This is a genomic window from Mesorhizobium sp. ORM8.1 (assembly GCF_053005525.2).
In genome coordinates this window covers 1,909,125-1,932,543 of record NZ_CM132600.1, presented here as the reverse complement: position 1 = coordinate 1,932,543, position 23,419 = coordinate 1,909,125, and the positions used below count along the sequence as shown (strand labels likewise).

The 23,419-nt window shown below is 64.1% G+C and carries 15 protein-coding genes and 4 pseudogenes; 3 read left to right on the top strand and 16 right to left on the bottom strand.

Translation table 11 applies throughout. The features are described 5' to 3' along the window. Positions 1–10: 10 nt before the first annotated feature. Positions 11–1,664, bottom strand: a pseudogene (locus ACVDG8_RS10135) (ABC transporter substrate-binding protein). A gap of 125 nt (positions 1,665–1,789) precedes the next feature. Here ACVDG8_RS10135 and ACVDG8_RS10130 point away from each other — a divergent pair. After that, the gene (locus ACVDG8_RS10130) at positions 1,790–2,692 is read left to right on the top strand and encodes a LysR family transcriptional regulator (RefSeq protein WP_447254584.1); all 903 of its coding nucleotides are present in this window, start codon (positions 1,790–1,792) and stop codon (positions 2,690–2,692) included. A gap of 6 nt (positions 2,693–2,698) precedes the next feature. Here the strand turns inward: ACVDG8_RS10130 and ACVDG8_RS10125 are convergent. From ACVDG8_RS10125 to ACVDG8_RS10090, 8 genes and pseudogenes are all read right to left on the bottom strand, one after another. Further along, positions 2,699–4,731, bottom strand: a pseudogene (locus ACVDG8_RS10125) (dipeptide ABC transporter ATP-binding protein). Next, a complete protein-coding gene (locus ACVDG8_RS10120) occupies positions 4,712–5,596 on the bottom strand; it encodes an ABC transporter permease (protein ID WP_447254582.1) in 885 nt (294 codons plus the stop codon). The pseudogene ACVDG8_RS10125 and the gene ACVDG8_RS10120 overlap by 20 nt, the downstream one beginning before the upstream one ends. Next, complete coding sequence (locus ACVDG8_RS10115; RefSeq protein WP_455707821.1) at positions 5,593–6,483, bottom strand: ABC transporter permease; 891 nt, start codon at positions 6,481–6,483, stop codon at positions 5,593–5,595. The genes ACVDG8_RS10120 and ACVDG8_RS10115 overlap by 4 nt, the downstream gene beginning before the upstream one ends. Before the next feature lie 194 nt (positions 6,484–6,677). Next, positions 6,678–8,335, bottom strand: a pseudogene (locus ACVDG8_RS10110) (ABC transporter substrate-binding protein). Between the two features lie 244 nt (positions 8,336–8,579). Continuing rightward, entirely contained in the window at positions 8,580–9,764 is a 1,185-nt protein-coding gene (locus tag ACVDG8_RS10105) for a mandelate racemase/muconate lactonizing enzyme family protein (RefSeq protein ID WP_447254580.1), read from the bottom strand. After that, complete coding sequence (locus ACVDG8_RS10100) at positions 9,761–10,867, bottom strand: mandelate racemase/muconate lactonizing enzyme family protein (RefSeq protein WP_447254579.1); 1,107 nt, start codon at positions 10,865–10,867, stop codon at positions 9,761–9,763. The genes ACVDG8_RS10105 and ACVDG8_RS10100 overlap by 4 nt, the downstream gene beginning before the upstream one ends. Positions 10,868–10,893: 26 nt before the next feature. Next, positions 10,894–11,586 (bottom strand): GntR family transcriptional regulator, encoded by a 693-nt coding sequence (locus ACVDG8_RS10095; RefSeq protein WP_447254578.1) that lies wholly within the window; start codon positions 11,584–11,586, stop codon positions 10,894–10,896. A gap of 86 nt (positions 11,587–11,672) precedes the next feature. Beyond that, positions 11,673–12,461 (bottom strand): HalD/BesD family halogenase, encoded by a 789-nt coding sequence (locus ACVDG8_RS10090; protein ID WP_447254577.1) that lies wholly within the window; start codon positions 12,459–12,461, stop codon positions 11,673–11,675. Between the two features lie 103 nt (positions 12,462–12,564). Between ACVDG8_RS10090 and ACVDG8_RS10085 the strand changes: the two genes are divergently transcribed. Beyond that, positions 12,565–13,473, top strand: a complete 909-nt coding sequence (locus ACVDG8_RS10085; RefSeq protein WP_455707669.1) for a LysR substrate-binding domain-containing protein — start codon at positions 12,565–12,567, stop codon at positions 13,471–13,473. Here ACVDG8_RS10085 and ACVDG8_RS10080 read toward each other — a convergent pair. The 3 genes from ACVDG8_RS10080 to ACVDG8_RS10070 are packed head-to-tail and all read right to left on the bottom strand — an operon-like array spanning position 13,394 to position 18,159. Continuing rightward, a complete protein-coding gene (locus ACVDG8_RS10080; protein WP_455707668.1) occupies positions 13,394–14,713 on the bottom strand; it encodes an efflux RND transporter periplasmic adaptor subunit in 1,320 nt (439 codons plus the stop codon). The two genes, ACVDG8_RS10085 and ACVDG8_RS10080, sit on opposite strands and share 80 nt — an antisense overlap. A 15-nt stretch (positions 14,714–14,728) precedes the next feature. After that, the gene (locus ACVDG8_RS10075) at positions 14,729–17,929 is read right to left on the bottom strand and encodes an efflux RND transporter permease subunit (RefSeq protein ID WP_447254574.1); all 3,201 of its coding nucleotides are present in this window, start codon (positions 17,927–17,929) and stop codon (positions 14,729–14,731) included. Then, positions 17,923–18,159: a hypothetical protein gene (locus ACVDG8_RS10070; protein ID WP_447254573.1), complete on the bottom strand. Its 237-nt coding sequence runs from the start codon at positions 18,157–18,159 to the stop codon at positions 17,923–17,925. Before ACVDG8_RS10070 ends, ACVDG8_RS10075 begins: the two co-directional genes overlap by 7 nt. A gap of 253 nt (positions 18,160–18,412) precedes the next feature. On the opposite strand from ACVDG8_RS10070, the pseudogene ACVDG8_RS10065 reads away from it, so the two are divergent. After that, positions 18,413–18,995, top strand: a pseudogene (locus ACVDG8_RS10065) (TetR/AcrR family transcriptional regulator). A 469-nt stretch (positions 18,996–19,464) separates the two neighbouring features. Here ACVDG8_RS10065 and ACVDG8_RS10060 read toward each other — a convergent pair. The 4 genes from ACVDG8_RS10060 to ACVDG8_RS10045 form a co-directional block, all read right to left on the bottom strand. After that, positions 19,465–20,487, bottom strand: a complete 1,023-nt coding sequence (locus ACVDG8_RS10060; RefSeq protein WP_447254572.1) for a LacI family DNA-binding transcriptional regulator — start codon at positions 20,485–20,487, stop codon at positions 19,465–19,467. Between the two features lie 43 nt (positions 20,488–20,530). Further along, complete coding sequence (locus ACVDG8_RS10055; RefSeq protein ID WP_447254571.1) at positions 20,531–21,325, bottom strand: ATP-binding cassette domain-containing protein; 795 nt, start codon at positions 21,323–21,325, stop codon at positions 20,531–20,533. 3 nt (positions 21,326–21,328) lie between these two features. Continuing rightward, positions 21,329–22,315 (bottom strand): ABC transporter permease, encoded by a 987-nt coding sequence (locus ACVDG8_RS10050; protein ID WP_447254570.1) that lies wholly within the window; start codon positions 22,313–22,315, stop codon positions 21,329–21,331. A gap of 94 nt (positions 22,316–22,409) precedes the next feature. Continuing rightward, complete coding sequence (locus ACVDG8_RS10045; protein WP_447254569.1) at positions 22,410–23,342, bottom strand: substrate-binding domain-containing protein; 933 nt, start codon at positions 23,340–23,342, stop codon at positions 22,410–22,412. Between the last annotated feature and the right edge of the window lie 77 nt (positions 23,343–23,419).

The following is a 23,419-nucleotide window of genomic DNA, read 5'->3' as shown; positions in this document are numbered from 1 at the left end:
GCGCTCATGGTCAACTCACCGAGACACGGTCGAGCAACAGGCCGGCGGCGATCGGCGCCAGGCCGCTGACATTCTTGCGCACCGGCACCAGCAGATCGGGAAAATAGCTGAAGATGATCGGCGTCTCGTCGAGCAGCAGCTTCTGGATATCGGACGCAGCCTTGCGCTGCGCGTCGAGGTCGAGCGCCTTGAGATAGGAGGCGGCCATTCCGTCGTAAGCGGCGTTCTTGAAATGCGCCGCATTCCATGGACCGTCGCTGACCAGCGGGCTTTTCAGGAACACGTTCGGCACGCTGCGATGCGCATAGTCGGTGATGCCGAGCGGGCTGTCCAGCCAGTCCGACTGGCCGAACACCGCCTTGCCGTAATATTTGTCCTGGTCCTCGATGTTGAGCGAGATGCGGGCGCCGATCTCCTTGGCGAAATTCTGGAACAGCTGCGCATAGCCCGGAATATCGGAATAGCGCAGCGTCGTCAGCGTGATGTCGAAGCCATTGGCAAGCCCCGCCGCCTCCATCAGCTGCTTGGCCTTGGCGATGTCCTGCGTGCGCTGTGCCACCGACTTGTCGGTGGCGGGGAAAGCCGGCGCGAACGGGCTGTCATTGCCGGTCGCCGCCATGCCGCGGCAGAGCCCATCGACCAGCTTGGAGCGGTCGATGCTGAGTGCCAGCGCCTGGCGCACGCGCTTGTCGGTGAACGGGCCGATGTCGCAGCGCATATGGAGCTGGCGGTGCGCGGTCGAAGCCACGCGCAGCACCGTGACATCGGGGCTGTTCAGCACCACCTGGCTGACGTCGAGCGGAACCGCGTCGAGCAGGTCCACTTCGCCGGCCTGCAGCGCCAGGATGCGCGGCTGCACGTCGGCGTAGAATTTGAACTCGAGCCGGTCGGGCAGGGCCTTCTCGCCCCAATAGTCGGGATTGCGCACGAAGCTCGCCCCGACCTTCGGCGTATAGCTTTCCAACCGGAACGGGCCGGTGCCTTCAAAGTCTTTTCGTAGTCGCCCTTGTAGCTCGCCGGCAGGATGACGGCGTTGTAATTGTCGATCGACACCGAATAGGGAAGCTGCCGTTCGGCGCGTCGAGATGGAACTCGACGGTATGGTCGTCGACCTTGCGCGTGCCGCCTTTCGACAACAGCCCCTTGAACACCGACAGCGCGTTGGAAGCCCCCTTCGGATCGGCGAGACGATCGAAGGTCGCCACCACGTCGTCGGCTTTGAACTCCTCGCCATTGTGGAATTTCACGCCCTTGCGCAGCTTGAAGGTCCACACGCTGCCATCGGCATTGGGCGACCAGCTTTCGGCGAGCACCGGCTTCAGCGTCAGGTCGGGCTGCGTCACGCACAGGAACTCAGCCACCTGGAAGACGAGCTGATAGCTGCCGCTGTCATAGAAGGTGACCGGGTCGATGGCCCCGCCTGGCACCGCGACGCCGGCGCGTATCGTGCCGCCCGGCTTGCCTTCGGCACGGGCTTGCGGCGCGCCAAGGCCGACCGTCGAGATAATGCCGCCGAGGAAGGGCAGCGACAGGCCGAGTACACTGCCATGACGCAAAAATTCGCGCCGGCCGATCCTGCCGGCGAGCAATTCGTCGATAGCGGAATTTTCGATTGCTGTGAGGGTCTTGCGGGCAGCGTCGATCGTCGTGAAATGCTTCGGCATGGCGGCATTCCTTGGCTGTCGTGGGGCTCCGGCATTTAGGTCACTGTTGACCGCGACCGGAAAGCGATATTTTTTGATTGCAGTCATCGAAATTTTCGATGGCGATGCGCTTGAGGACAAAAACCATGGATACCGAGAATCTGCGCAGTTTCCTGGAGGTTGCGACACATGGCAGCTTCACGGTCGCGGCGAGCCGGCTGAACCTCGCGCAGTCGACGGTCAGCGCGCGAATCCGTGGTTTGGAAGAGCAGTTGGGGCGCAAGCTCTTCGTGCGCGACAGCGACGGCGTCTCGCTGACGCCCGCCGGCCGGCAGTTCCTGCCGCATGCCTCGACGATCACGCGCACCTGGGAGCAATCGCGGCAGGACATCGCCGTTCCCGATGGCTATGAGACGTTGCTCAGGCTGACCGCGCCCGCCTATCTCTGGGACAGCATCACCTCGCCCTGGATCGGCTGGATGCGTGAGCGGCGGCCCAATGTGGCGCTGCGGCTGGAAGGCAGTTTCCCGGATCTGGCCATCGATCAGATGGCCGAAGGCCTGCTCGACATCTGCATCCTCTATCTGCCGAAACCGCATCCCGGCATCGTCTATGAGACGCTGGCTGTCGATCAGGTAGTGCTCGTCCGGCACACGCGGCAGGAGGGGCCGTGGACGGAAAACTACATCCTGATGGATTGGGGGCTGGAATTCCGGGTCGAGCATGATCGTGCCTTTGCCGGTATGGTGAAGCCTGCCATTTCCGCCGGCCTGGTCTTCATAGGGCTGCAACACGTGCTGTCGCAAAAGGCCGCCGCCTACCTGCCGCTCAGCGCCGTGAGCACGCATATCGAGCGCGGCGAGTTGCGGCGCGTCGAGGGCGCGCCGGTGTTCCAGCGGCCGCTTTACCTGGCCTATCCCAGCAATCCGGCGTCGTCCGATGTTCTGGAGGTCGCGCTCGCCGGCCTGCGCGCCTTGGCCAGGGACTGGTCCGACGTCCAGGGCTTTGCCGAGGGCGACCGCGGCTTCAGCATGACGCCAGCATTCTGACCGCGATCATGCCGGCTGCAAGGCCTTCGGCGCCTGCAGCCTTGCCAGCTCCGCATAAGGGATATGGCAGCGGATGGTGTGCCCCGGTTGCGCCTCGGCCAATTCCGGCTCCTGCGTCTCGCAGATGGCGCCGATCTTGCGCGGGCAGCGTGTGGGAAGACGCAGCCTTTCGGCGGGTTGGCCGCGCTCGGGATCTCGCCATCGAGGCGGATGCGTGAACTCTCGGTACGGTCAAGCTTGGGCACGGCCGACAGCAGCGCTTCGGTATAGGGGTGATGCGGGCCGGAGAAGACCGCTTCCGACGGGCCGAACTCCATGATGCGGCCGAGATAGAGCACGGCGATCTTGTCGGAGAGATAGCGCACCACGCCAAGGTCGTGCGAGATGAAGATGTAGCTGACATCCTGCTTTGTCTGCAGGTCGGCCAGAAGGTTGAGGATCGCCGCCTGCACCGAGACGTCGAGCGCCGAGGTCGGCTCGTCGCAGACCACGATGCGCGGGTCGCCGGCGAAGGCGCGCGCGATCGCCACGCGCTGCTTCAGCCCGCCCGACAGCTGGCGCGGCTTGACCGCAAGATGCCGGTCGGTGAGCCGCACCGAGCGGACGAGTTCCTCGAGGCGCGTGTCCAACGCCTTGCCGCTGAGCCCGCCCAGCCGCTTCAAGGCGCGGCTCAGGATATGCAGGATCGAATGCGAGCGGTTGAGCGCCGAGTCCGGATTCTGGAAGACGATCTGCACCGCCTTGACCTGGTCCTCGGATCGGTTGGCGAGCCGTGGTGCGAGCTTCTTTCCTTCGAGCTCGATTGAGCCGCCATCGTCCGGCGAGACGAGACCGAGCAGGAGCCTGGCGAAGGTGGTCTTGCCGCTGCCGGATTCGCCGACCAGGCCGAGCGTCTCGCCGGGGCTCAGGCTGACCGAGACGTCCTTCACAGCACGCAGCGGATGACCATAGCTGCCATAGGTCTTGTTCAGCCCGTCGACCTGCAGCACCGGCGGCGCCTGCTTGGGCGCGGGCGCGAAGACCTCGGCGGGTGTCGCGCGCGGCAGCGACTGTGCCTTGTCGTGATAGTGGCAGCGCGACAGTCGGCCGTCTTCCAGTTCGTAGAGCGGCGGCGGCTCGGCGCGGCAGCGCTCGGTCGCCAGCGCGCAGCGATCGGCGAAGGCACAGCCGACGATATTGGCGCCGATGCCGGGCAGGAAGCCGGGAATGGTGTCGAGGCGGCCCTGGTCCTTGCGCTGGCCACCGCGCGGCAGGCAGCGCAGCAGCGCCACGGTGTAGGGATGGCGCGGATCGTTGAAGACGTCCTTGGTCGAACCTTCCTCGACCAGCATGCCGGCATAAAGAACGCCGACGCGGTCGCACATGTTGGAGACGACCGCGAGGTTGTGGCTGATGAACAGGATCGAGGCCGACAGCTCGCGCCGCAACTGCCCGATCAGGTCGAGCACTTCGGCTTCCACCGTTGCATCGAGACCGGTCGTTGGCTCGTCGAGGATCAGCATCGAGGGATCGTTGGCCAAGGCCATGGCGATCGCCACGCGCTGCTGCATGCCGCCCGAAAGCTGGTGCGGATAGCGCTGCATGACACTTGGCGGATCCGAGATGCGCACCCGGTTGAGGATAGCGGTCGCCTTGTCGGTCGCGGCCTGCCCGGTGACGCCGGCAAGCTCGAAGATCTCGGTCAATTGACGGCCGATGCGGATGGAAGGGTTCAGCGCCTTGCCGGGGTCCTGATAGACCATCGACACGCTGTCGGCGCGGGCACGCCGCAGCGCCTCGGCGTCGAGCTTCATCAGGTCCTGGCCGTCGAGCTCGATCGAACCGCCGGTGATCGAGCCGTTACGCGGCAGGTAGCGCACCACCGACAGCGCCACGGTCGACTTGCCGCAGCCGGATTCGCCGACCAGCCCGTAGGATTCGCCGGCACCGATGGTGAGATTGACGTTGCGCAGCACCGCGCGGTTGCGGCCGCCGACACGATAGGCGACGGAAAGGTCCTTCAGTTCGAGCGCGTTCTTGTCAGTCATTGAACGCTCCATGCACGCCGTCGGCCACCAGGTTGACGCCGATCACCAGCGAGGCGATCGCCAGCGCATCGAACAGCACCGTCCACCAGAAGCCGCCGCCGATCATGCCGTAATTCGAGGAGATCGACAGGCCCCAGTCGGGCGAGGGCGGCTGGATGCCGAAGCCCATGAAGGACAGTGTCGCCACCGCGAAGATCGCGTAGCCCAGCCGCACCGTCGTCTCGACCAGGATCGGCGGGATGACATTGGGTAGGATCTCGACGAACATCGTATGCATCGCACCCTCGTGGCGCAGCTTGGCCGCGGCGACATAGTCGAGCTCGCGTTCGGCCAGCACCGCCGAGCGTACTGTGCGGGCGATGATCGGCGCGAAGCTGAGACCAATGACCACGATTACGGTCGTCTTCGAGGTGCCGAGCGCGACGATGGCAAGCAGCGCGACGATCACCACCGGGATCGCCATGAAGGCTTCCAGCACGCGGCTGATGATATCGTCGACGATGCCGCGGAAATAGCCGATGACGAGGCCGAGCGCGGTGCCGGCAATCGTCGCCAGGATGGTGGCGAGCGGCGCCACCGTCAGGATGTCGCGCGAGCCGACGATGACGCGCGAGAACACGTCGCGTCCAATCTGGTCGGTGCCGAACCAATGCTCGGCCGACGGCGGCGCCAGCGCGTTGATGATGTCGTCGGCGAGCGGATCGTAAGGCACCAGGTGTTCGCCGAACAACGCGCAGATGACCCAGAACAGCACGATGCCGAAACCGGTCAGGAAGGTACGGGAGCGCAACAGCGAATGCAGCACCTCGCCCCAGGGGCTGCGCCGTGTGGTGTCGGGTGCCGCGGGCATACCGACGGGCGTGTCAGTGGCGCTCATTGCTCAGCCCCCAGTCGGATACGCGGATTGAGCACGGAATAGAGGAAGTCGGCGGCAAGCGTTGCGACCGAATAGACGATGCCGATGGTCAGGATGCCGGCCTCCAGCATCGGGAAGTCCTTGCCGCGCGCGGCGGTGAAGATCAGCGAGCCGATGCCCTGGTAGCGGAACAGCGTCTCGATCACGACCAGGCCGCCGATCAGATAGCCGGTCTGCGTCGCGATCACGGTGATGGTCGGCAACAGCGCGTTGCGCAGCACGTGGCGCCAGATCACTGTGCGCCACGGCAGGCCCTTCAGCACGGCGGTTCTTGTGTAGTCGGCATCGAGCGCCTCGATCATGCCGGATCGCGCCATGCGGGCGATGTAGCCGAACAGCACCAGGAACAGCGGCAGCGAGGGCAGGATCAGATAGTAGATCTGGGTGAAGAAGCCGGCGCCTTTCGGCCAGGTCGCGGCGATCGGCAGCCAGCGCAGCCAGACCCCGAAGATCAGGATCAGGATGATGCCGGTGACGAATTCGGGCAGCACCGTCACCGACAGGCCGCCAAGGCTGATGATGCGGTCGAGCGGCCGGTTGAGGTTGAGCGCGGCGACGACGCCGCCGAAGATGCCGATCGGCACCACCAGCACGAATGCGATCAAGGCCAGTTTCAACGAGTTGCCCAAGGCATCGATGACGAACGGGGCCACCGGGGCGCGGAAGACATAGGACATGCCCATGTCGCCCTGCACGAATTTCCAGATCCATGTTCCGTATTGGACGAGCAACGGCCGGTCGACGCCGAGCGAATGGTTGAGCGTGTCGACGGCGCGCTGGTCGGCGAATGGACCCAGGATCGCGCGCCCGACATTGCCCGGCAGCACCTGGCCGCCGAGGAACACCATGACGCTGAGCAGGAACAGCGTGACGAGCGACAAAGCCAGGCGCCGGACGAGGAAAGAGAGAATGGCTGAGACTCCTTGTGAAGCCAGCTCCGCGCGGGAGCTGGCCGTTAGAGGATTGGCTTTCCCTTCTGAGCATGATCCCGAAAACTGGGCACCGGTTTTCGGAAAGGATCATGCTCCAACAATGCGTCAGTTCAGCCTTTCGACGCTTTCTCCAGGAACAGCTGTGACATGGCGGTGGGCTGCACGCCGGCCACGCCTTTCGCCGTTGCCGTCAGATAGTCGTAGAAATAGCCGAAGATCACCGGCGTTTCCTCGAGCAGCAGCTTCTGGATCTTGCCGGCGTCGGCCTTCTGCGCTTCGAGATCGAGCGCCCCGATATAGCTCGCCGCGAGCTGGTCGTAGTCCTTGTTCTTGAAGTGGGCGGCGTTCCAGGTGCCGTCGCTCTTCAGCGGTGCCGCGAGGTAGACATTGGGCACGCCGCGATGGCCGTAGTCGGTGATGCCCATCGCCGAGTCCAGCCAGTTCGACTTGCCGAACACGGCATCGCCGTAATAGGCGCCCTGGTCGAGGATATTCAGCTCGAGCTCGATGCCGATTTCCTTGACCCAGTTCTGGATGAGCTGCGCGTATTCCGGAATTTCCAGATAGCGCTCGGTGGTGAGCGTCATTTTGAAGCCCTGGCCGACGCCCGCCGCTTCCATCAACTGCTTGGCCTGGGCAATGTCCTGCTTGCGCTGCGGCACGCTGGTGTCGGTCGAGGGTAGACGGCGGCAAACGGGCTGTCATTGCCGAGCGCCGAGCGTCCCTTCATCAGGCCGGCGACGAGTTTCTCGCGGTCGAGGCAGAGCGCGATGGCGCGGCGCACGCGGGCGTCCTTCGTCGGGCCCTCGTCGCAGTGCATATGCAACTGCTGATGCGCGGACGATTTCAGGCTGATGATGTCGACATTGGGGTCGTTGAGCACGGCAACGCCCGCCAGCACCGGCATCTGGTTGATGATGTCGATCTGGCCGCCCTGCAGCGCCAGGATCTGCGGCTGCATGTCGGCGAAGAAGGTGAACTCGGTGCGGTCCGGCAAGGCCTTCTCGCCCCAATAATCGTCATTGCGCACGAAGGAGGCGCCGACCTTGGCCGTGTACTTTTCGATCTTGAACGGCCCGGTGCCGTCGAAGCTCTTTTCGTAGTCGCCCTTGTAGCTCGCCGGGATGATGACGGCGTTGTAATTGTCGGACGACAGCATGTAGGGGAAGTTGCCGTTCGGCGCGTCGAGATGGAATTCGACGGTATAGTCGTCGACCTTCTTCGAGGCGCCCTTCTTCAGGATGCCGGTGAACACCGACAGCGCATTGGACGAATTCGCCGGATCGGCGAGGCGATCGATGCTGGCCACCACGTCGTCGGCCTTCATCTCGCCGCCAGAGTGGAACTTCACGCCCTTGCGCAGCTTGAAGGTCCACACCGTGCCGTCGGTGTTCGGCGCCCAGCTTTCGGCAAGCGCCGGCTTCAGCACCAGGTCCGGGCCGTCGACGCACAGGAATTCGGCGACCTGCTGCATGACGAGCAGGCCACCGGCGTCGGCGATGGTGACGGGGTCGATCGCCGCCGCCGGCACGCTGCTGCCGACGCGGATGGTGGCGCCCGGCGCGCCGGCTCGCGCCAGCGAAGGCGCCGCGCCGAAGCCGGCGGCCATGCCGATGCGGCCGAGCAACGGCAGCGACAGGCCAAGCAGGCTGCCGTGGCGGACGAATTCGCGGCGGCTGATGCGGCCGTCGATCAAACCGTCGATGAGATGGTTTTCAAGCGGCGTGCGGCCGCGGCGGAGAAGATCGAGAATCCGATAGTTCTTCATGGGTCTAACCCTTTTCCCCTGTTTTTGTGGTTGGCGAGTGCATTTCAAATCGACGAGCGCCGTGGAGTTCTCCGGTCCCCGGCATTCATCCCTTGTCAGTTGACCGGACTGTAGCATGCGGTTTTGTCTGGTCCATCCGCTCGTTGAGGCGGAAAGGTCAGATTTTCTTGATGAATTGTCTGTCGGCCAGGCGACCCATGGTCGCCCTTTTCTCGATAAGTCCTGCTAGCTTTTCGACATCCTCCTAATTGAGCGGCAGTCTGCGGTAGGTCCCGGGTTTTTCCGGGTCGTGATATTTGTTGCAGGGGCCGTTCTCGACGAAGTCGCGATGGCACGCGGCAAGCCTGTCCCGCGATAGCGTGACGCCGAGGCCATGTCCCTCCGGCACCGGCACGACATTGTTCTTCGGCGAAAACGGACCTTCCTCGATGATGTCCATCGGCTGCATGCGAAACAGCGACTGGTTGGGCTCCCTGATCCAGCCAAGCGCTGCGCACAGATGCAGGTAGCAGGCGCTGCCGATGCCGGTGTCGCCGCTGTAGCACCAGTAATCGATGCCGGCATGCTCGCAGGCGCCGACGAAGCGGACCATGCGGTTGATGCCGCCATGCGCAGTCGGGTTGCCGACAAAGGCGTCCGGGACCTTCAGCTCCATGCCGCGGGCGATATCGATGTTGTGGGTCGAAAACGGGATCGAGGTGTGGCGGCGCAGTTCGCGCATCTCCTCAGATGTCGCCACCGGGTCTTCCCAGTTACGCACGCCTAGCTCCTCCAGCGGCCGCGCCAACTGCCTGGCGGTCGCCAGCGAATAGGCCTGGTTGGAATCGATGCGGATCATCGCCTCGTCGCCGAGTTTTTTGCGGATCAGTTCGACCATCTTCATCGATACCCTTGGGTCCTGCGTCGAGAACTTGCCCTCGAAAAAGGTCGTGCCGTAACGCTCGTTGAGTTCGACGCAATAGTCGGCGACTTCCTCCGGGGTTTTCTCGCCCTTCACCTTGGCGCCGTCGCCGCGCAGCGAGAAATAGTCGGTGAACGGGATGTCCTTGCGCACCGCGCCGCCGAGCAATTGATAGAGCGGCTGCTTCCACGCCTTGCCGCGCAGGTCCCACAGCGCCATCTCGACGGCGCCGAAGGCCATGATGCGGGTGCGGTCGTTGATCGACTGCACGCCGCTCCAGAACGGCAGGCAGACTTCCTCGGCGCCGGCAATGTCGAAGGCGTCGCGGCCGGCGAGCCGCGGCGCCAGCACATCGTTGATGACGGAAGCGGCCCCTGGCGTGGGCGCCTCGCCGATGCCGACAAGCCCGTCCTCGGTTTCGACCTCGACGATGGTCGGTGAGAACCCGTCGAGTTCGCCGAACACCCAGACGTAAGGCGCTTCCAGCCGGTAGTTGATTGGCGTTGCCTTGATGCGCTTGATCTTCATGAGCCGATCTCGAAGAACGGGTTGCCGAGCAGGCCCGGGTCCACGTCGATGCCGAGGCCGGGGCCGTCGGGAACGCCCATGTGGCTGCCTGTCACCGGCGGGGCGTTGGTGGCCGTGCGCACCGTCACCCATTCATGGAAGGCGATGGCGTGCAGCCGGCGCTCCTGCGGTGTCGACAGCGACAGATGCGCCATCGCCGCGGTGTCGATCTCGGCGCCGCCTGTGTCCTCGACGGTGATCATGAAGCCAAGATCGACGGCGACGTCGCGGATCAGCCGCGTCTGGGTCACGCCGCCCAGCCGCGAGATCTTCAGCGTCAGCCCGTCGGCAGCACCCCTGCGGTGGATTTCCAGCATCTCGCCCAGCGAGGTGACGCTCTCGTCCAGCACCATCGGCTTGTCCAACATGCGGCGCACCGACATGTTCTCCTCAATCGTCGTGCAGGGCTGCTCGAACGTGTAGTCGATGCCGCGCGTGGCGTCGGCGAACTGACGCGCCTGGTAAGGCGTCCAGCCGGCATTGGCGTCGCAGAAGATCACCGTGCCTTTCGGCACGGCCGAAGCGACAGCCGTCACCCGCTCGATGTCGTCGTGAACATTGCCGCCGACCTTGACCTGCAGGCGGCGACAGCCCTCGGCGATGATCCTCTTGGCCAGCGCCGACATCTGGTCGAGCGTGCCGTGGGTGACGACGCGATAGGTCTCCGCCATGTCGCTTTCGCGGCCGCCGAGCATGGTCACCAGCGGCACGTCGGCCGCGCGGGCGGCCAGATCCCAGCACGCCATGTCGAGCGCCGACTTGATGTAGGGATGGCCCTTGAACACCGTGTCCATCAGCCGGCCGATGCCTGCGAGGCCGCGCGGGTCCTGGCCGATGAGATGCGGCGCGATCTCCGGCACGCCCGCGCGCGCTCCCGCCGGAAACGCGGCCGAGTAGAAATTGCCGAGCGGCGCCATCTCGCCCCAGCCGGTGACGCCGCTGTCCGACGTGATGGCGACGATCATCGCGTCGAAACAGTCGGCGACCCGCCCCTTGGACATGCGGTAAGGCCCGTCCACGAAGGGCTGCACGACATGATAGGCCTTGATGCTCTTGATCTTCACTTTGCTGTCCGTTGTCAGGATGTTGGTCAGGGGCCCTTCGACGCGCGCTTTTCGAAGCTGCGCGCATAGGCGAGAAGCTCTTCGAAATCGAGGTCGATATGTTCGCGCGCATGACGTTGCGTGGCCTTCATGTCGGCTCCTTTCAGCAGCGCCACATAGGTCTCGTGCACGTCGAGGGCCGGCACCGCCTCGTTGCGGGCGCGCTGATGCAGGGCGAAATACATCTGCAGCCGGCTGGTCAGTCGCTGCCAGGTTTCCAGAAGCACTGAATTGTCGGCCCATTCGTAGATGAGCCCGTGCAATTGCAGCGCCGTCTCGATCTGGCGCGTGGTGTCCAGCGCGCGCGTCGCCTGCTTCACCGCCTCGTGGCGATGGTCGAGCTCGTCGAAGAAGCGCTGATCGCGCTGCGGCCATGCCAATTCGATGGCGAACTCATCGAGCACCTTGTTCAGCGAATAGGCATCGACGATGTCCTTGGCGGTGACGTCGATGACGAAAGTGCCGGCGTAGGGAATGCTGGTCAGGATGCCTTCCTGCACCAGCTCGCGCATGGCCTCGCGCAGCGGCGCGCGGCTCACCCGCATCTGCTCGGAGATGCGCAGCTCGTTGAGCTTCTGGCCCGGCTCCAACTGTCCGGTAAGGATCGCGCGCCGCAGCAGGGCGACGATCTCCGCCCTGCGGGTCGTGTCCGCGATCGGACTGAAATCCAGCTTTGCCATGCATCACCCCCAGATGGACTTCTGCAAGACAATCAGATTGTCGACAATCTAACAAGTAGGCATTGCAGGATTTTTTCGCTGCGCCTTTATGCGGCACGGCCGTAGAAACCGATCCGTTCTTCGTCGCTGAACATGACGCCTGGGCGTTCATAGTAGGAGAAGACCGCGATCATGCGTTCGCGGTCACCCTCGACGGTGGTGACCCGATGGGCGGTGTTCTTGCCGCGGAAGACGTTCAGGGTACCGGCCTTGATGCGCAGGATTTTCGCCTCTGGGTCGCGCGCTTCGAGCAGTTTTGCCACGCCGTCATAGTTTGGGTCGCTGTCCGAGCGCAGGTCGGTGCGGTATTCGAAATCGCCGCCGCGCTCGGGCGCCTGCAGCAAAAGCGTCGTGGTGAATTCCGAACGATCGAAGTGCCAGTTGAGAGCTTCGCCGGCCCGATAACCCATGACGTTGGCGCGGGCGAGGGGATCCTGCATGACATGCAGCTGAGGCTTGCCCATCGTCGCGGCCAGGAAGCGGACCAGCGGTTCGTATTCATAGATCGAAAGAACGGTGCTGCCGGGAATCTGGTCGGCGCAGACGGTGTGGCTGATCGTCTCCACCTTGCGCAGCGCTGGATGCTCCGGCGCGAGTTCCGGGATCGACGGCTTGAAGTAGATGTTGTGCATGCGTTTGTGCACATGCGAGTTCGTGTCCATCACCGGCCGGATCTCGGCGACGGCCTTCTCGGCGATGCCTGGGCGTAGGAAACCTTCGAGATTGAACATGCCGTGCTCTTTCAGCGCGGCCTTGCAGTCCTCCACCAGGCGTGTCCGTTCGCGGCTGCCCTCACGGTCGAGCGGGTAGCGGTCGAGATCGAGAATGTCTTTCATCGTCATGTCCTCGTGAAATCCTAAGACACTAGACAGCAAGGAAATCTTTCTCTCAACGCAGAAAATTGTTAGGCTTGCCTAAGGAAAACTTGGGGAGGCTAAGATGGAAAGACTTCCGCCGCTGAACGCGATGCGGACTTTCGAAGTCGCCGCGCGCACCGGCTCCTTCACGCTCGCCGCCACCGAGCTCGGCGTGTCGTCGGCCGCCGTCAGCCAGCAGATCCGCAATCTGGAGGACTGGTTCGGCAAACAGCTTTTTGTGCGCAACGGCAACCGCATCGCGCTGACAGATGCCGGCCATGCCATCTATCCGCAGACGGCCCGCGCGCTCGGCGAGATCGCGGCGGTCGGCCGGCGCATGCAGGAAGGCGGCTTGCGGACGCGCCTGGTCGTCAGCGTGCCGTTCTCGCTGGCCGAGCTATGGCTGGCGCCGCGCCTGGCCGTGCTGCTCGACAGCTTTCCCCATATGGCGATCGATGTCCGTGTCGAGGACGATCCGGTCGACGTCGTGCGCCAGAACATCGACTTGCGCATCTCCTATGGCGACTATCACTATCCGGCGCTGAAGATGGTCAGGCTCGTCCATGACGAGGTGCTGCCGGTCGCGGCGCCTGAATTCTGGAAGCGCCATGGCAACGCAGCCTCCAGCCTGGCTGACGTGCATGAGAGCCATTTCATCCACACCAATTGGGGACCGAACTATGCCTCGCATCCGAGCTGGGCGGACTGGTTCGCGGCCGCCGGTGGCAATCGCGCGCCCGATCCCTCGCATGGCCGGCGTGTCGGGCTTTCCAGCCTGGCGATCGGCGCGGCAAGGTTGGGCTTAGGCATAGCGCTTGGCCAGCGGATCATGGCCGGCGCGGACCTCGAAGCGGGCAGCCTGGTCGCCTTGTCGCCCGTTTCGGTACGCCTCGGCCAGCCCTATTGCGCCTTCATGCTGCTGGCCAAGGCCGAACGCGTGGATATTGCCGGGCTGGTCGAACTGCTTGGCGGCAATCCCGGGAACACATAGGCGGTGCCTGGAATTGCATGGGCCCACATAAGCAAAACGGCGCCCTAGGCGTGGGAGCCGAGGGCGCCGTCGGACCGGGTCTGATGGGGGAATCAGCTGGCCGGTTTCGGTTGCGGCAAGGAGAAACCGGCATTCCTGGTCCGATCTTCTGCAAATTGCCCGTGATCACCTGGTCGGTCTCGGAGATGCCGGAGGTCACGGAAACGAGGTCGCCATCGGTGGGCCCAAGCGACACCAGCTTCTGGTCGACGGTGTTGCCCTTGCCCAGCACGTAGAGGTACTTGCCGAGCTGGCTGGAACCGAGCGCCACCTGCGGCACCATCAGCGTGTTGGGCTGCTCCTTCACATGCAGGCGCACGCGCACATATTGCCCAGGCAGCAGCGTGAACTTGGCGTTGCCGATGGTGGCCCGAGCCGTGATGGTGCCGGTCGAATGGTCGATCGTGTTGTCGATGAAGGTGAGCTGGCCCTTCTGGCTTGGCACCGTCTCGCCGGGCAAGAGCACATCGACGGCGATCGGACCGGCGGCCTTTGCCTGAGCGATCTGGATGAGATCGGTCTCGCTCGGGTTGAAGGTCACATAGATCGGGTCGAGCTGCACCAGCGTGTTGAGCACCGTGCCGGCGACGCTGACCAGCGTGCCGATCGAGGCCTGGTTGCGGCCGATGCGGCCGTTGAACGGCGCCTTGATTTCGGCATAACCGAGATTGAGCTCGGCCGTCCGCACCGCCGCCTGGTCGACGGCAAGGGCAGCTTGCGCCGTGCGCAAGGTGCTGGTGCGCTGGTCGAAGCTGTCCTTGTCGAGGTAGCCGGCCTTGGCAAGGTCGGTGCCGCGGCCGAGATTGGAGCGGGCGTAGTCAAGCGTCGCGGTGTCGCGCTGCACTTGCGCCTGCGCCTGGTCGAGCGCCGCTTGATAATCCTGTGGCGCGATCCGGTAGAGCAGGTCACCCTGGCTGACGTCGCTGCCGTCGGCGGCGGTCTGCTCCTGCAGATAGCCCGGCACGCGCGCCTGCAGCGTGATGCTGCGGATCGATTCGACACGCGCGGCGTAGTCGAGATAGATCGGCAGCGTCTTCTTGACGACATTGACCACCGGCACCGGCATGACAAAGGCCGCCGGCGCCGGTGCGGCGCCCGCCGTGCCGCTACCGAGGTAGCCCGGGTTCAACAGGTGAACGCTTGCCACCGAGGCCGCGCCTACCGCCACGGCGGCGCCTAAAGCTATTTTCCATCTACGCATAATCGTTCTCCAATCCTATTCGGCCGCCTGGGCGAGCGGCTGAAGCGCCGGCTCGGCGGTCGGTTCAATTTCTTCTTGCTCAGGGGCGTCGTGGTGTCCCTTGGCCGGTTCCTTTTCGCCGCGCCGTTCGCGCAGCTTTTCGATGACCGCGTAGAAGACCGGCACGAAGACCAGCGACAGCACCGTCGCCGCCACCATGCCGCCAAAGACGGTGGTGCCGATCGACTGGCGGCTGGCAGCGCCAGCGCCCGTCGCGAACATCAGCGGCAGCACGCCGAGGATGAAGGCGAAAGCCGTCATCAGGATCGGCCGCAGCCTGAGCCGCGCGGCTTCCATCGCCGCTTCGACGATGGTCAGGCCTTCCTCGCGACGCCGTCTTGCGAACTCGACGATCAGGATCGCGTTCTTGGCCGCCAGGCCAATCAGCATGACGAAGCCGATCTGCGAGTAGACGTCGATCTGCATGCCGCGCACCAGCAAGGCCACGAAGGCGCCGAACAAGGCGAGCGGCACCGCCAGCAGCACCATGAACGGCATCGCCCAGCTCTCATACTGCATCGCCAGGATCAGGAAGACGAAGACGATGGCGAGGCCGAAGACGACCGACGCGATCGATCCTGCCTTGAGCTCCTGGAAGGTGATGCCGGTCCATTCGAAACCGAAATCCCTGGGCAGCGCGGTGGCAGCCGCGCGTTCCATGGCAGCGACCGCCTGTCCCGAAGAGAAGCCCGGTGCGGCGCCGCCATTGATCGAGGCCGATGCGTTGTTGTTGTAGTGCGGCACGGTTTCCGGACCGACGAACGGCACCAGCTTGCCCAACGTCGAGAGCGGCACCATGCCGCCAGACGCGTTGCGCACATAGAGCCGCGAGATGTCGGCCACGCCTGCACGTGCATCCTTGTCGGCCTGGATGGTCACCCGGAAGGTACGGCCAAACAGGTTGAAGTCGTTCACGTAGAGCGAGCCGAGATAGATCTGCAGCGTGTTGAAGACGTCGGGCAGGTTGAGGCCGAGCAGTTTGGCCTTGCTGCGGTCGAGGTCGTAGTTGAGCTGCGGCGTCGAGGTCGAGAACGGCGAGAACAACTGTTGCGGATTGATCTCCGGCTGCTTGCGTGCCTCGGCGATCACGGCTTGCGTCGCGTCGTTGAGAGCCACGCTGCCGCGCCCGGTCAGATCCTCGACGACGAATTCGAAGCCGCCCGTGGTGCCGATACCCGGGATGGAAGGCGGATCGAAGGACAGCGCGAAGGCTTCCGGAATCTGCATCAGCTTGCCGCGCACGTCGGCGACGAGCTTCGATGCGCTCTGGTCGGGGCCGCGCTGCTCCCACGGCTTCAGGATGGCGAACTCGACCGCCGAGTTCGATTGCGCAGCACTGGTCAGGAAGTTCAGGCCGCTGATCGAGCCGACAATGTCGACACCGGGCGTCGCCTGCAATATGTCGCGCGCCTTCTGAGCCACCGCGTCGGTGCGCTCCAGCGAAGCGCCATCAGGCAGCTGGATGACGACGAAGAAGTAGCCTTGGTCCTCGACTGGTAGGAAGGTCGATGGCAGCTTCTGCCAGACGAAGTAGGTGGCGACCAGGCCTGCCGCGAACAGGCCGAGCATGATCCAGCGCAGCCGGATGAGGATGCGCACGCCATGAGCATAGGCATGCGACAGTTTGTCGAAGCCCGTGTTGAACCAGCGGAACGGCGCGAACTGCGTCGCGCCGCCATGGCGCAGGAAGGCGGCACTCAGCGCTGGGCTCAGCGTCAGCGAGTTGAAGGCCGAGATGCCGACAGAAATCGCCACCGTCAGCGCGAACTGGTTGTAGAGCTTGCCGGAGACGCCTGGAATGAAGGCGACGGGCACGAACACCGCCATCAGCACCGCGGTGGTGGCGATGATCGGGCCGGTGACTTCAGCCATCGCGGCTCTGGTCGCCGCCAGCGGTTTGAGGCCCGCCTCCAATTGTCGCTCGACATTTTCCACAACCACGATGGCGTCGTCGACGACGAGGCCGATGGCCAGCACCATGCCGAGCAGGGACAGCATGTTGAGCGAGAAGCCGAGCATCTCCATGACGACCATCGTCGCCACCAGCGACACCGGGATGGCGATGGTCGGGATGATCGTCGTGCGCCAGCTCTGCAGGAAGATGAACACCACGGCCACGACCAGCACCAGGGCTTCGCCGAGCGTGATCAGCACGTCATGCATCGAGGCCGATACGAAGCGCGTTGTGTCGTAATGCATGGCGTAGGAGACGCCCTTGGGGAAACGGGTCGACAGCTCCTGCATCTTGTCCTTGACGCGCTGCTGCAGATCGAGCGCGTTGGAACCGGGCATCTGGTAGACGGCGAGCACGACGGTCGGGTCCTTGCCGAAGAAGGCCGACGACGAATATTGCAGCGCGCCGAGCTCGATACGCGCGACGTCGCGCAGCCGCACCAGCGAGCCGGTGTCGGTGTTGGCGCGCACGACGATGTCGCCGAACTCCTTCGGGTCGCTCAGGCGGCCGACGGCGTTGACCTGCATCTCGAAGGCGGTGCCGGCGGGCGCCGGCGACTGGCCGATCTTGCCCGCCGCCACCTGGACGTTCTGTTCCGAGATGGCGTTCTGGACGTCGACGGCGGTGATGCCGAGATTGGCCAGTTTGTCCGGATCGAGCCAGACGCGCATCGAATAGCGCCGCTCGCCGAAAATCTGCACGTCGCCGACGCCTTGCAGGCGCTTCAACGGATCGACGATCTGCAGATAGGCAAGGTTGCTCAGCGCCACCGGATCGACCGAACTGTCGGGCGAGGTCAGGTTGACGATGAGGACGAAATTCGGGTTCTGCTTCTTGATCGTCACGCCGCCCTGATTGACGATCGCCGGCAGCGACGAGGCGGCTTGCGAGACGCGGTTCTGGACGTCGACGGCAGCTGTGCTGAGCGAATAGCCGACATCGAAGGTGATGGTGATGGTCGAGGAGCCGTCATTGGAGCTCGTCGACGACATGTAGGTCATGCCTTGCACGCCGTTGATCTGCTGCTCCAGCGGCGTCGTCACCGTATCGGCGACCACCTGCGCGCTGGCGCCCGGATAGTGCGCGCTGACCACGACCTGCGGCGGCGTGATGTCGGGAAACTGCGAAACCGGCAAAAGGAAATAACAAATCGTCCCGGCGAGCACCATGATGATGGCGATCGCCGAGGCGAAGATCGGACGATGGATGAAAAAGTTTACCATGACGCGGAAGCCTCGCCGAACGGTCTTGCCGAATGGCGCGAGCGCCGGGCCCGGCCTGAGCCGGAATCCTCCAGGAAGGATGGCGGGATCTCGCCCGGTATCTGCTCCGCCGCGCGCTTGCGCAGCATCCGTTCGAAGGCCTTGGGGTCAACCCCGTCCGCCTTCATCACCAGCCGGATCATCGGATCCCGGATGGCTTCGTCGATCGTCAGGTCTTTGCGCTTTTGCATAGGAGCGGCTCCTTGCTTGCGGCCCGCATCGGTTGATCGCAGGCCGTTTTTCTCATTCTTCACCGGCCGAAGCCGCATGACAGGCTGGTTTTCTGTCCTATTTCACTCTGGCAGGGCTATCGGTGTGCCTTGTCGTTTGACGGAGAGTGATATAGGTGTTACCAGTAAGTAACATGCTGGAAGTTACAGACCGGTAACACCCTAGTCAAGAGGTGACCCCGGGTTTTTTTGGAAACGACGAAAGGAGATCATGATGACTGACGGCGTCGCGGAGCGTTCCCGTCCTCGGGACCGGATCCTGGAGACGGCTCAGGACATGTTTCACAAGCACGGCATCAAGGGTGTGGGCGTCGACGCCATCACCGAGGCTGCCGGCACCAACAAGATGACGCTTTACCGTCACTTCGAGATCCAAGGACGAGCTGATCATCGAATGCCTGCGCGCCACGGCGGCGAAGGGTTCGAGGATGTGGGACGAGTTCGAGGCAAGGCACCCCGGCGACAAGCTCGCCCAATTGCATGCCTGGGTTCAAAAGGCTTCGGAAATGCTGAACGCCGACAGCCGCGGCTGCGACATGGCCAATGCCGCTGTCGAGCTCAGCGAGACCGACCATCCGGCCAGGCGCGTCATCAAGGAATTGAAGGAAGCCCAGCGCGCAAGGCTGGTTACGCTTTGCCGTGACGCCGGCATTGGCCAGGCCGAGCTGCTTGCCGATACGCTGTCCTTGCTGCACGAAGGCGCGCGCGTCTCGATGCAAAGCGTCGGCGCCGAAGGCCCGAGCGCGCAGTTCGTGCGCATGGCCGAGGGCCTGATTGCCTCATTCCGGGCGCGCTAAGGCGCGCCTCCCCTCATCTGGCCCTACGGGCCACCTTCTCCCTGAGGGAGAAGAAATAACGCCGGCGCTGACCGTCTCCTCTCCCCGAGGGGAGAGGTCGGATTGCCCGAATTGCAAAGCAATTCGACTTGGCAATCTGGGTGAGGGGCTGACGCCGCATCCAATCGGGCAAAGAAAAAGCCCGCTGCCGGGAGGAGGTGGCAGCGGGCTTGATTTCGAATGCGGCACGGGAGGAGGTGTACCGCACTCAGCGTCGGCATCACATCTGGGAGGAGGAGACGGCCGACACGAAGACAAATACGAGTTGCCCAATGATTCGGCAATTGCGAAACGTGCATAGCTGCTGTGCAGAATTGCGGGATCAATCGTCTGACAAATAGGAAGAACCGCGTTTGGCGCCCGGGTAGGGCATGATGACGAAAGTGTGAAAGCGGTTTTCGGACAACATCATGCTCTTTGACACGAAGTCCTACTGCACCGGCACGTTCTCCTTGAAGATCAGCCGCGGCTCGATGAATTTCTTCGTCAGGTAAGGCGCCGATGAGGCGATCGAGCCGAGCAGGCGGATCACCGATTGCTCGGCGATCAGCCGCGCATTCTGGTCGATGACGACATCGGCAAGGTCGTCGACGAGATAGCGCCGCGTTTCCTTGGTCAGGTCGTGGCAGATGAAGACCGGCTTCTTGCGCGGCTTGGCCTCGAGCAGCGCCTTGGCGACGCCCGAGCGCCCGCCGCCGACGCAATAAACGCCGAGCAGCTCCGGTTCGTTGTGCAGCGCCTGCATGGTCGCGCGGTAGCAGGCGTCCGGCTCGTCATTACTCTCGGCGGCACTTGAGACGGTGAGGTTGGGAAACTCCTCGCTGAGCACCGAGCGGAAACCCATCTCGCGCTCCTCGTGGCCGCGATAGGAACGCGAGCCCACCACCATCGCCAGATGTCCTGTGCGGCCGCCGAGGAAGCGACCCATCAGCAGCGCCGCGGTGCGGCCCGCCACGCGGTTGTCGATGCCGACATAGGCCGAGCGCGGTGCTGCCGGCACATCGGAGACCAGCGTCACCAGCCTGATCCCAGCCTCGACAAGCTCGCGCAGTATGTTGCGCGTGCGCGGATGATCGACGGCGATGACGCCGACGCCATTGGCCTTCAGCGAGAGGTTCTCGACCGCGCTCTGCAGCGCGCCGGGCGAGATGCCGGCAAGATTATGAATGCGGCAGGAGGCGACGAGCGGCAGGCGTGCGGCGTAGTCCTCGATATGGCCGGCAAGGTCGGCCATGAAGGCATTGCTGCCGATCGGCAGGAAAAACTCCAGATGCGCCGGCTTCGACGGCAGCACCACCTGGTCGAGCGTCGGCAGGTAGCCGAGCTGCTTGGCCGCCTCCATCACGCGCTGCCGGTTGGCGGCACTTGCGCCTGGCCGGTTGTTCAGCACCCGGTCGACAGTCGCGGTCGACAGGCCGCAGCTTCTGGCGATGTCGGCTACGGTGGCTTTCATGGGTCCAGTCATAGGATCGGATGCAAGTCCGTGTCAGCCGAAATCAGCCATGCGATGGCGGGCCGTCGGTAATCGCATCGCGGATTTCCTTGTCCGACATCCCAGTGATGACGCGCTCGACCTCGGCGACGGTGGTCTTTTTCGGGTCGATGTCGTCGGCCACCACCTTGCCCCGGCGCATCACCACGATGCGGTCGACCACCTGGAAGACATGGTGGATGTTGTGGGCGATGAAGATGCAGGAATGACCGGAATCGCGCGCGCCGCGCACGAAGCTCAGCACGCCTTGGGTTTCGGCGACGCCGAGATTGTTGGTCGGCTCGTCGAGGATGATGAGGTCGCTGTCGAAATGCATGGCCCGCGCGATGGCCACCGCCTGCCGCTCGCCGCCGGACAGCGAGCCGATCGGCGTCGTCGGCGGGATGTTCTTGGTGATGCCGACCTGCCTCAGCAGATCGCGCGCCACCGTGTTCATCGCCTCCTGGTCCATGCGGTTCAAGAAGCGCGGCGACTTGATCGGCTCGCGTCCGAGGAACAGGTTGCGCGCGATCGACAGCTGCGTGACCAGCGCCGAGTCCTGATAGATCGTCTCGATGCCATGCGCGATGGCGTCGCTGGTCGAGCGCAGCGTCACCTTCTTGCCGCGGATGAAGATGTCGCCGCTGGTCAACGGCACGGCGCCCGACAGCACCTTGATCAGTGTCGATTTGCCGGCGCCGTTGTCGCCGAGCAGGCCGACGATCTCCTTCTCGTTGACGTGGAAGTTGGCGTCCACCAGCGCCTGCACGCGCCCATAGGACTTGCGGATGTCTGTCATGCGGATAAGCGGCTCAGCCATGGTTCAAGTTCCTGCCTGGTGCCGGCGTTCGAGCCATGAGTGCAGCGCCATCATGCCGAGGATGATGGCGCCGATGAAGATGTTGTAGGCAAGCCCGGGCACGCCGATCAGCACGATGCCGTTGCGCATGACGCGCAGGATCAGGATGCCGAGCACCGTGCCGATGATCGTGCCGCGCCCGCCGGTCAACGCCGTGCCGCCGATCACCACCATGGCGATGACCTCGAGCTCGTAGCCGGTGCCGCTGTTGGGGTTGGCGGCCGAGGTACGCAACGACGAGATGACGCCGGCAAGCGAGGCCATCACCGCCGACAGGATGAACAAGCCGACCTTGACGCCGTTGACGTTGACGCCGCGCGCGCGGGCGGCACTAGGATTGCCGCCGGCTGCCTGGATCCAGTTGCCGACCCGGCTCTGCGTCAGCACGTAGCCGAGCACGATCGCGGCACCGATGAACCAGAACAGCGAGGCATAGACGCGGAACGGTCCGACATAGAAGTCACCGACCAGGATGTTCGCCAGCCAGCTGCCTTCCGCGCTCCAGGTGCGCTGCGGGAAACCGTCGGTGACGAACAGCGCCGTGCCGCGCACGACCAACAACATGCCGAGCGTCACCAGGAAGGACGGGATCTTGAGTTGCGTGACGAACCAGCCGTTGACCAGCCCGATGAAGGCGGCGACCACCAGCGCGATGAGCAGGCCAACCTCCAGCGAGGTGAGGCCGCTGTTGTAGAGCGTCCACATCAGCACCGGCGAAAAGCCGAACAGCGAGCCGACCGAGAGGTCGAATTCGCCTGAGGTCATCAGCAAGGTCATCGCCAGCGCGATCAGCCCGAGCTCGACGGTGAAGGCCAGGATGTTGGAGATGTTCTGCGGCGACAGGAAGTCCGGGTTGATGCCCCAGAAGACGACAAGCTCGACGACGAGCAGCACCAGCGGGCCGAATTCCGGCCGCCCGATCAGACGTTGGATGAAGGAACGGTTTTCCATTGGACCCGCGACATGAGGGCCGGCCACCCGATGCGGCGCGACAGGACAGGAAAACGGTCGCGACTTTTCTAGTCGCGACCGTCGGGTTCAGGGATTATTTGCCGGACAGGATCTTGTCGTAGACGCCGGCGGTGTCCTTCTCGTAGAGCGCGCCGGTGATGACGTTGAAGCCCGGAGGAATGCCGCTGGCGGCCATGTTGGCCAGCGAAAGCGCGACATAGCTGGTCGCCTGCGGGTCCTGCCACTGACCGGCGTTGACGTAGCCGTTCAGCACTTCCTGGGTGGTGTCGAGCGAGTTGCCCCAGCCGACGACCGGGATTTCGCCCGGCTTGATGCCGGCCTGGTCGAAGACGCGCTTGATCGAGCCGGTGACGAGGTCGCCGAGGCCGATGATCGCCTTCACCTTGCCCTTATGCGCGGTCAGGTAATCGACCATTCGGTTGATCGCTTCGGCCTGGTCGAGCGTGGCTTCGGTCACCTCATAGGCGATGCCGGCCGGGCCGAACACGCTCTTGATGCCTTCTTCTTCCTGCACGCCATAGGTGGCGCCCGGGATCTCGACCGGCATCCAGACGAAGTCGCCCTTTTTCACCAGGCCCTTGTCGACCAGATACTGCGCCCAGTGCTTGCCGAAGGTGACGTTGTCGCCGCCGACATAGGCGTTGAAGTCGGCCTTCGGATCGGGCGTGTTGAAGTTGATGATCGGGATATTGGCGGCACGCGCCTCCTTGACGATCTCGATCAGGCTGCCCGGATCGGGGCTGGTGGTGGCGATGCCGTCGGCCTTGGCCGAGATCGCGGCGCGCACAGCCTCCTGTTGCGAAGCCACGTCGCCATTGTGGAACGAGGTGTTGACGGTGTTGCCGGTGTCCTTGGCCCATTGCTTGGCTCCGGCCAGGAAGTAGGTCCAGACCGGGTCGGCCGGCCCGCCATGCGAAATCCAGTAGAACGTCTTGGCCTGTGCCGCCGCCGGAATGGCGAGCGCCACGATCAAGCCAAGCACAAGCAGTCTTAGCCTCGAAAGCATTCGATTTCCTCCCATGTTGAAACCAGTTCCAAGTCAGCGCGACGCGGCCGAGAGACCGCGCCTCCTGCCAGCACCGA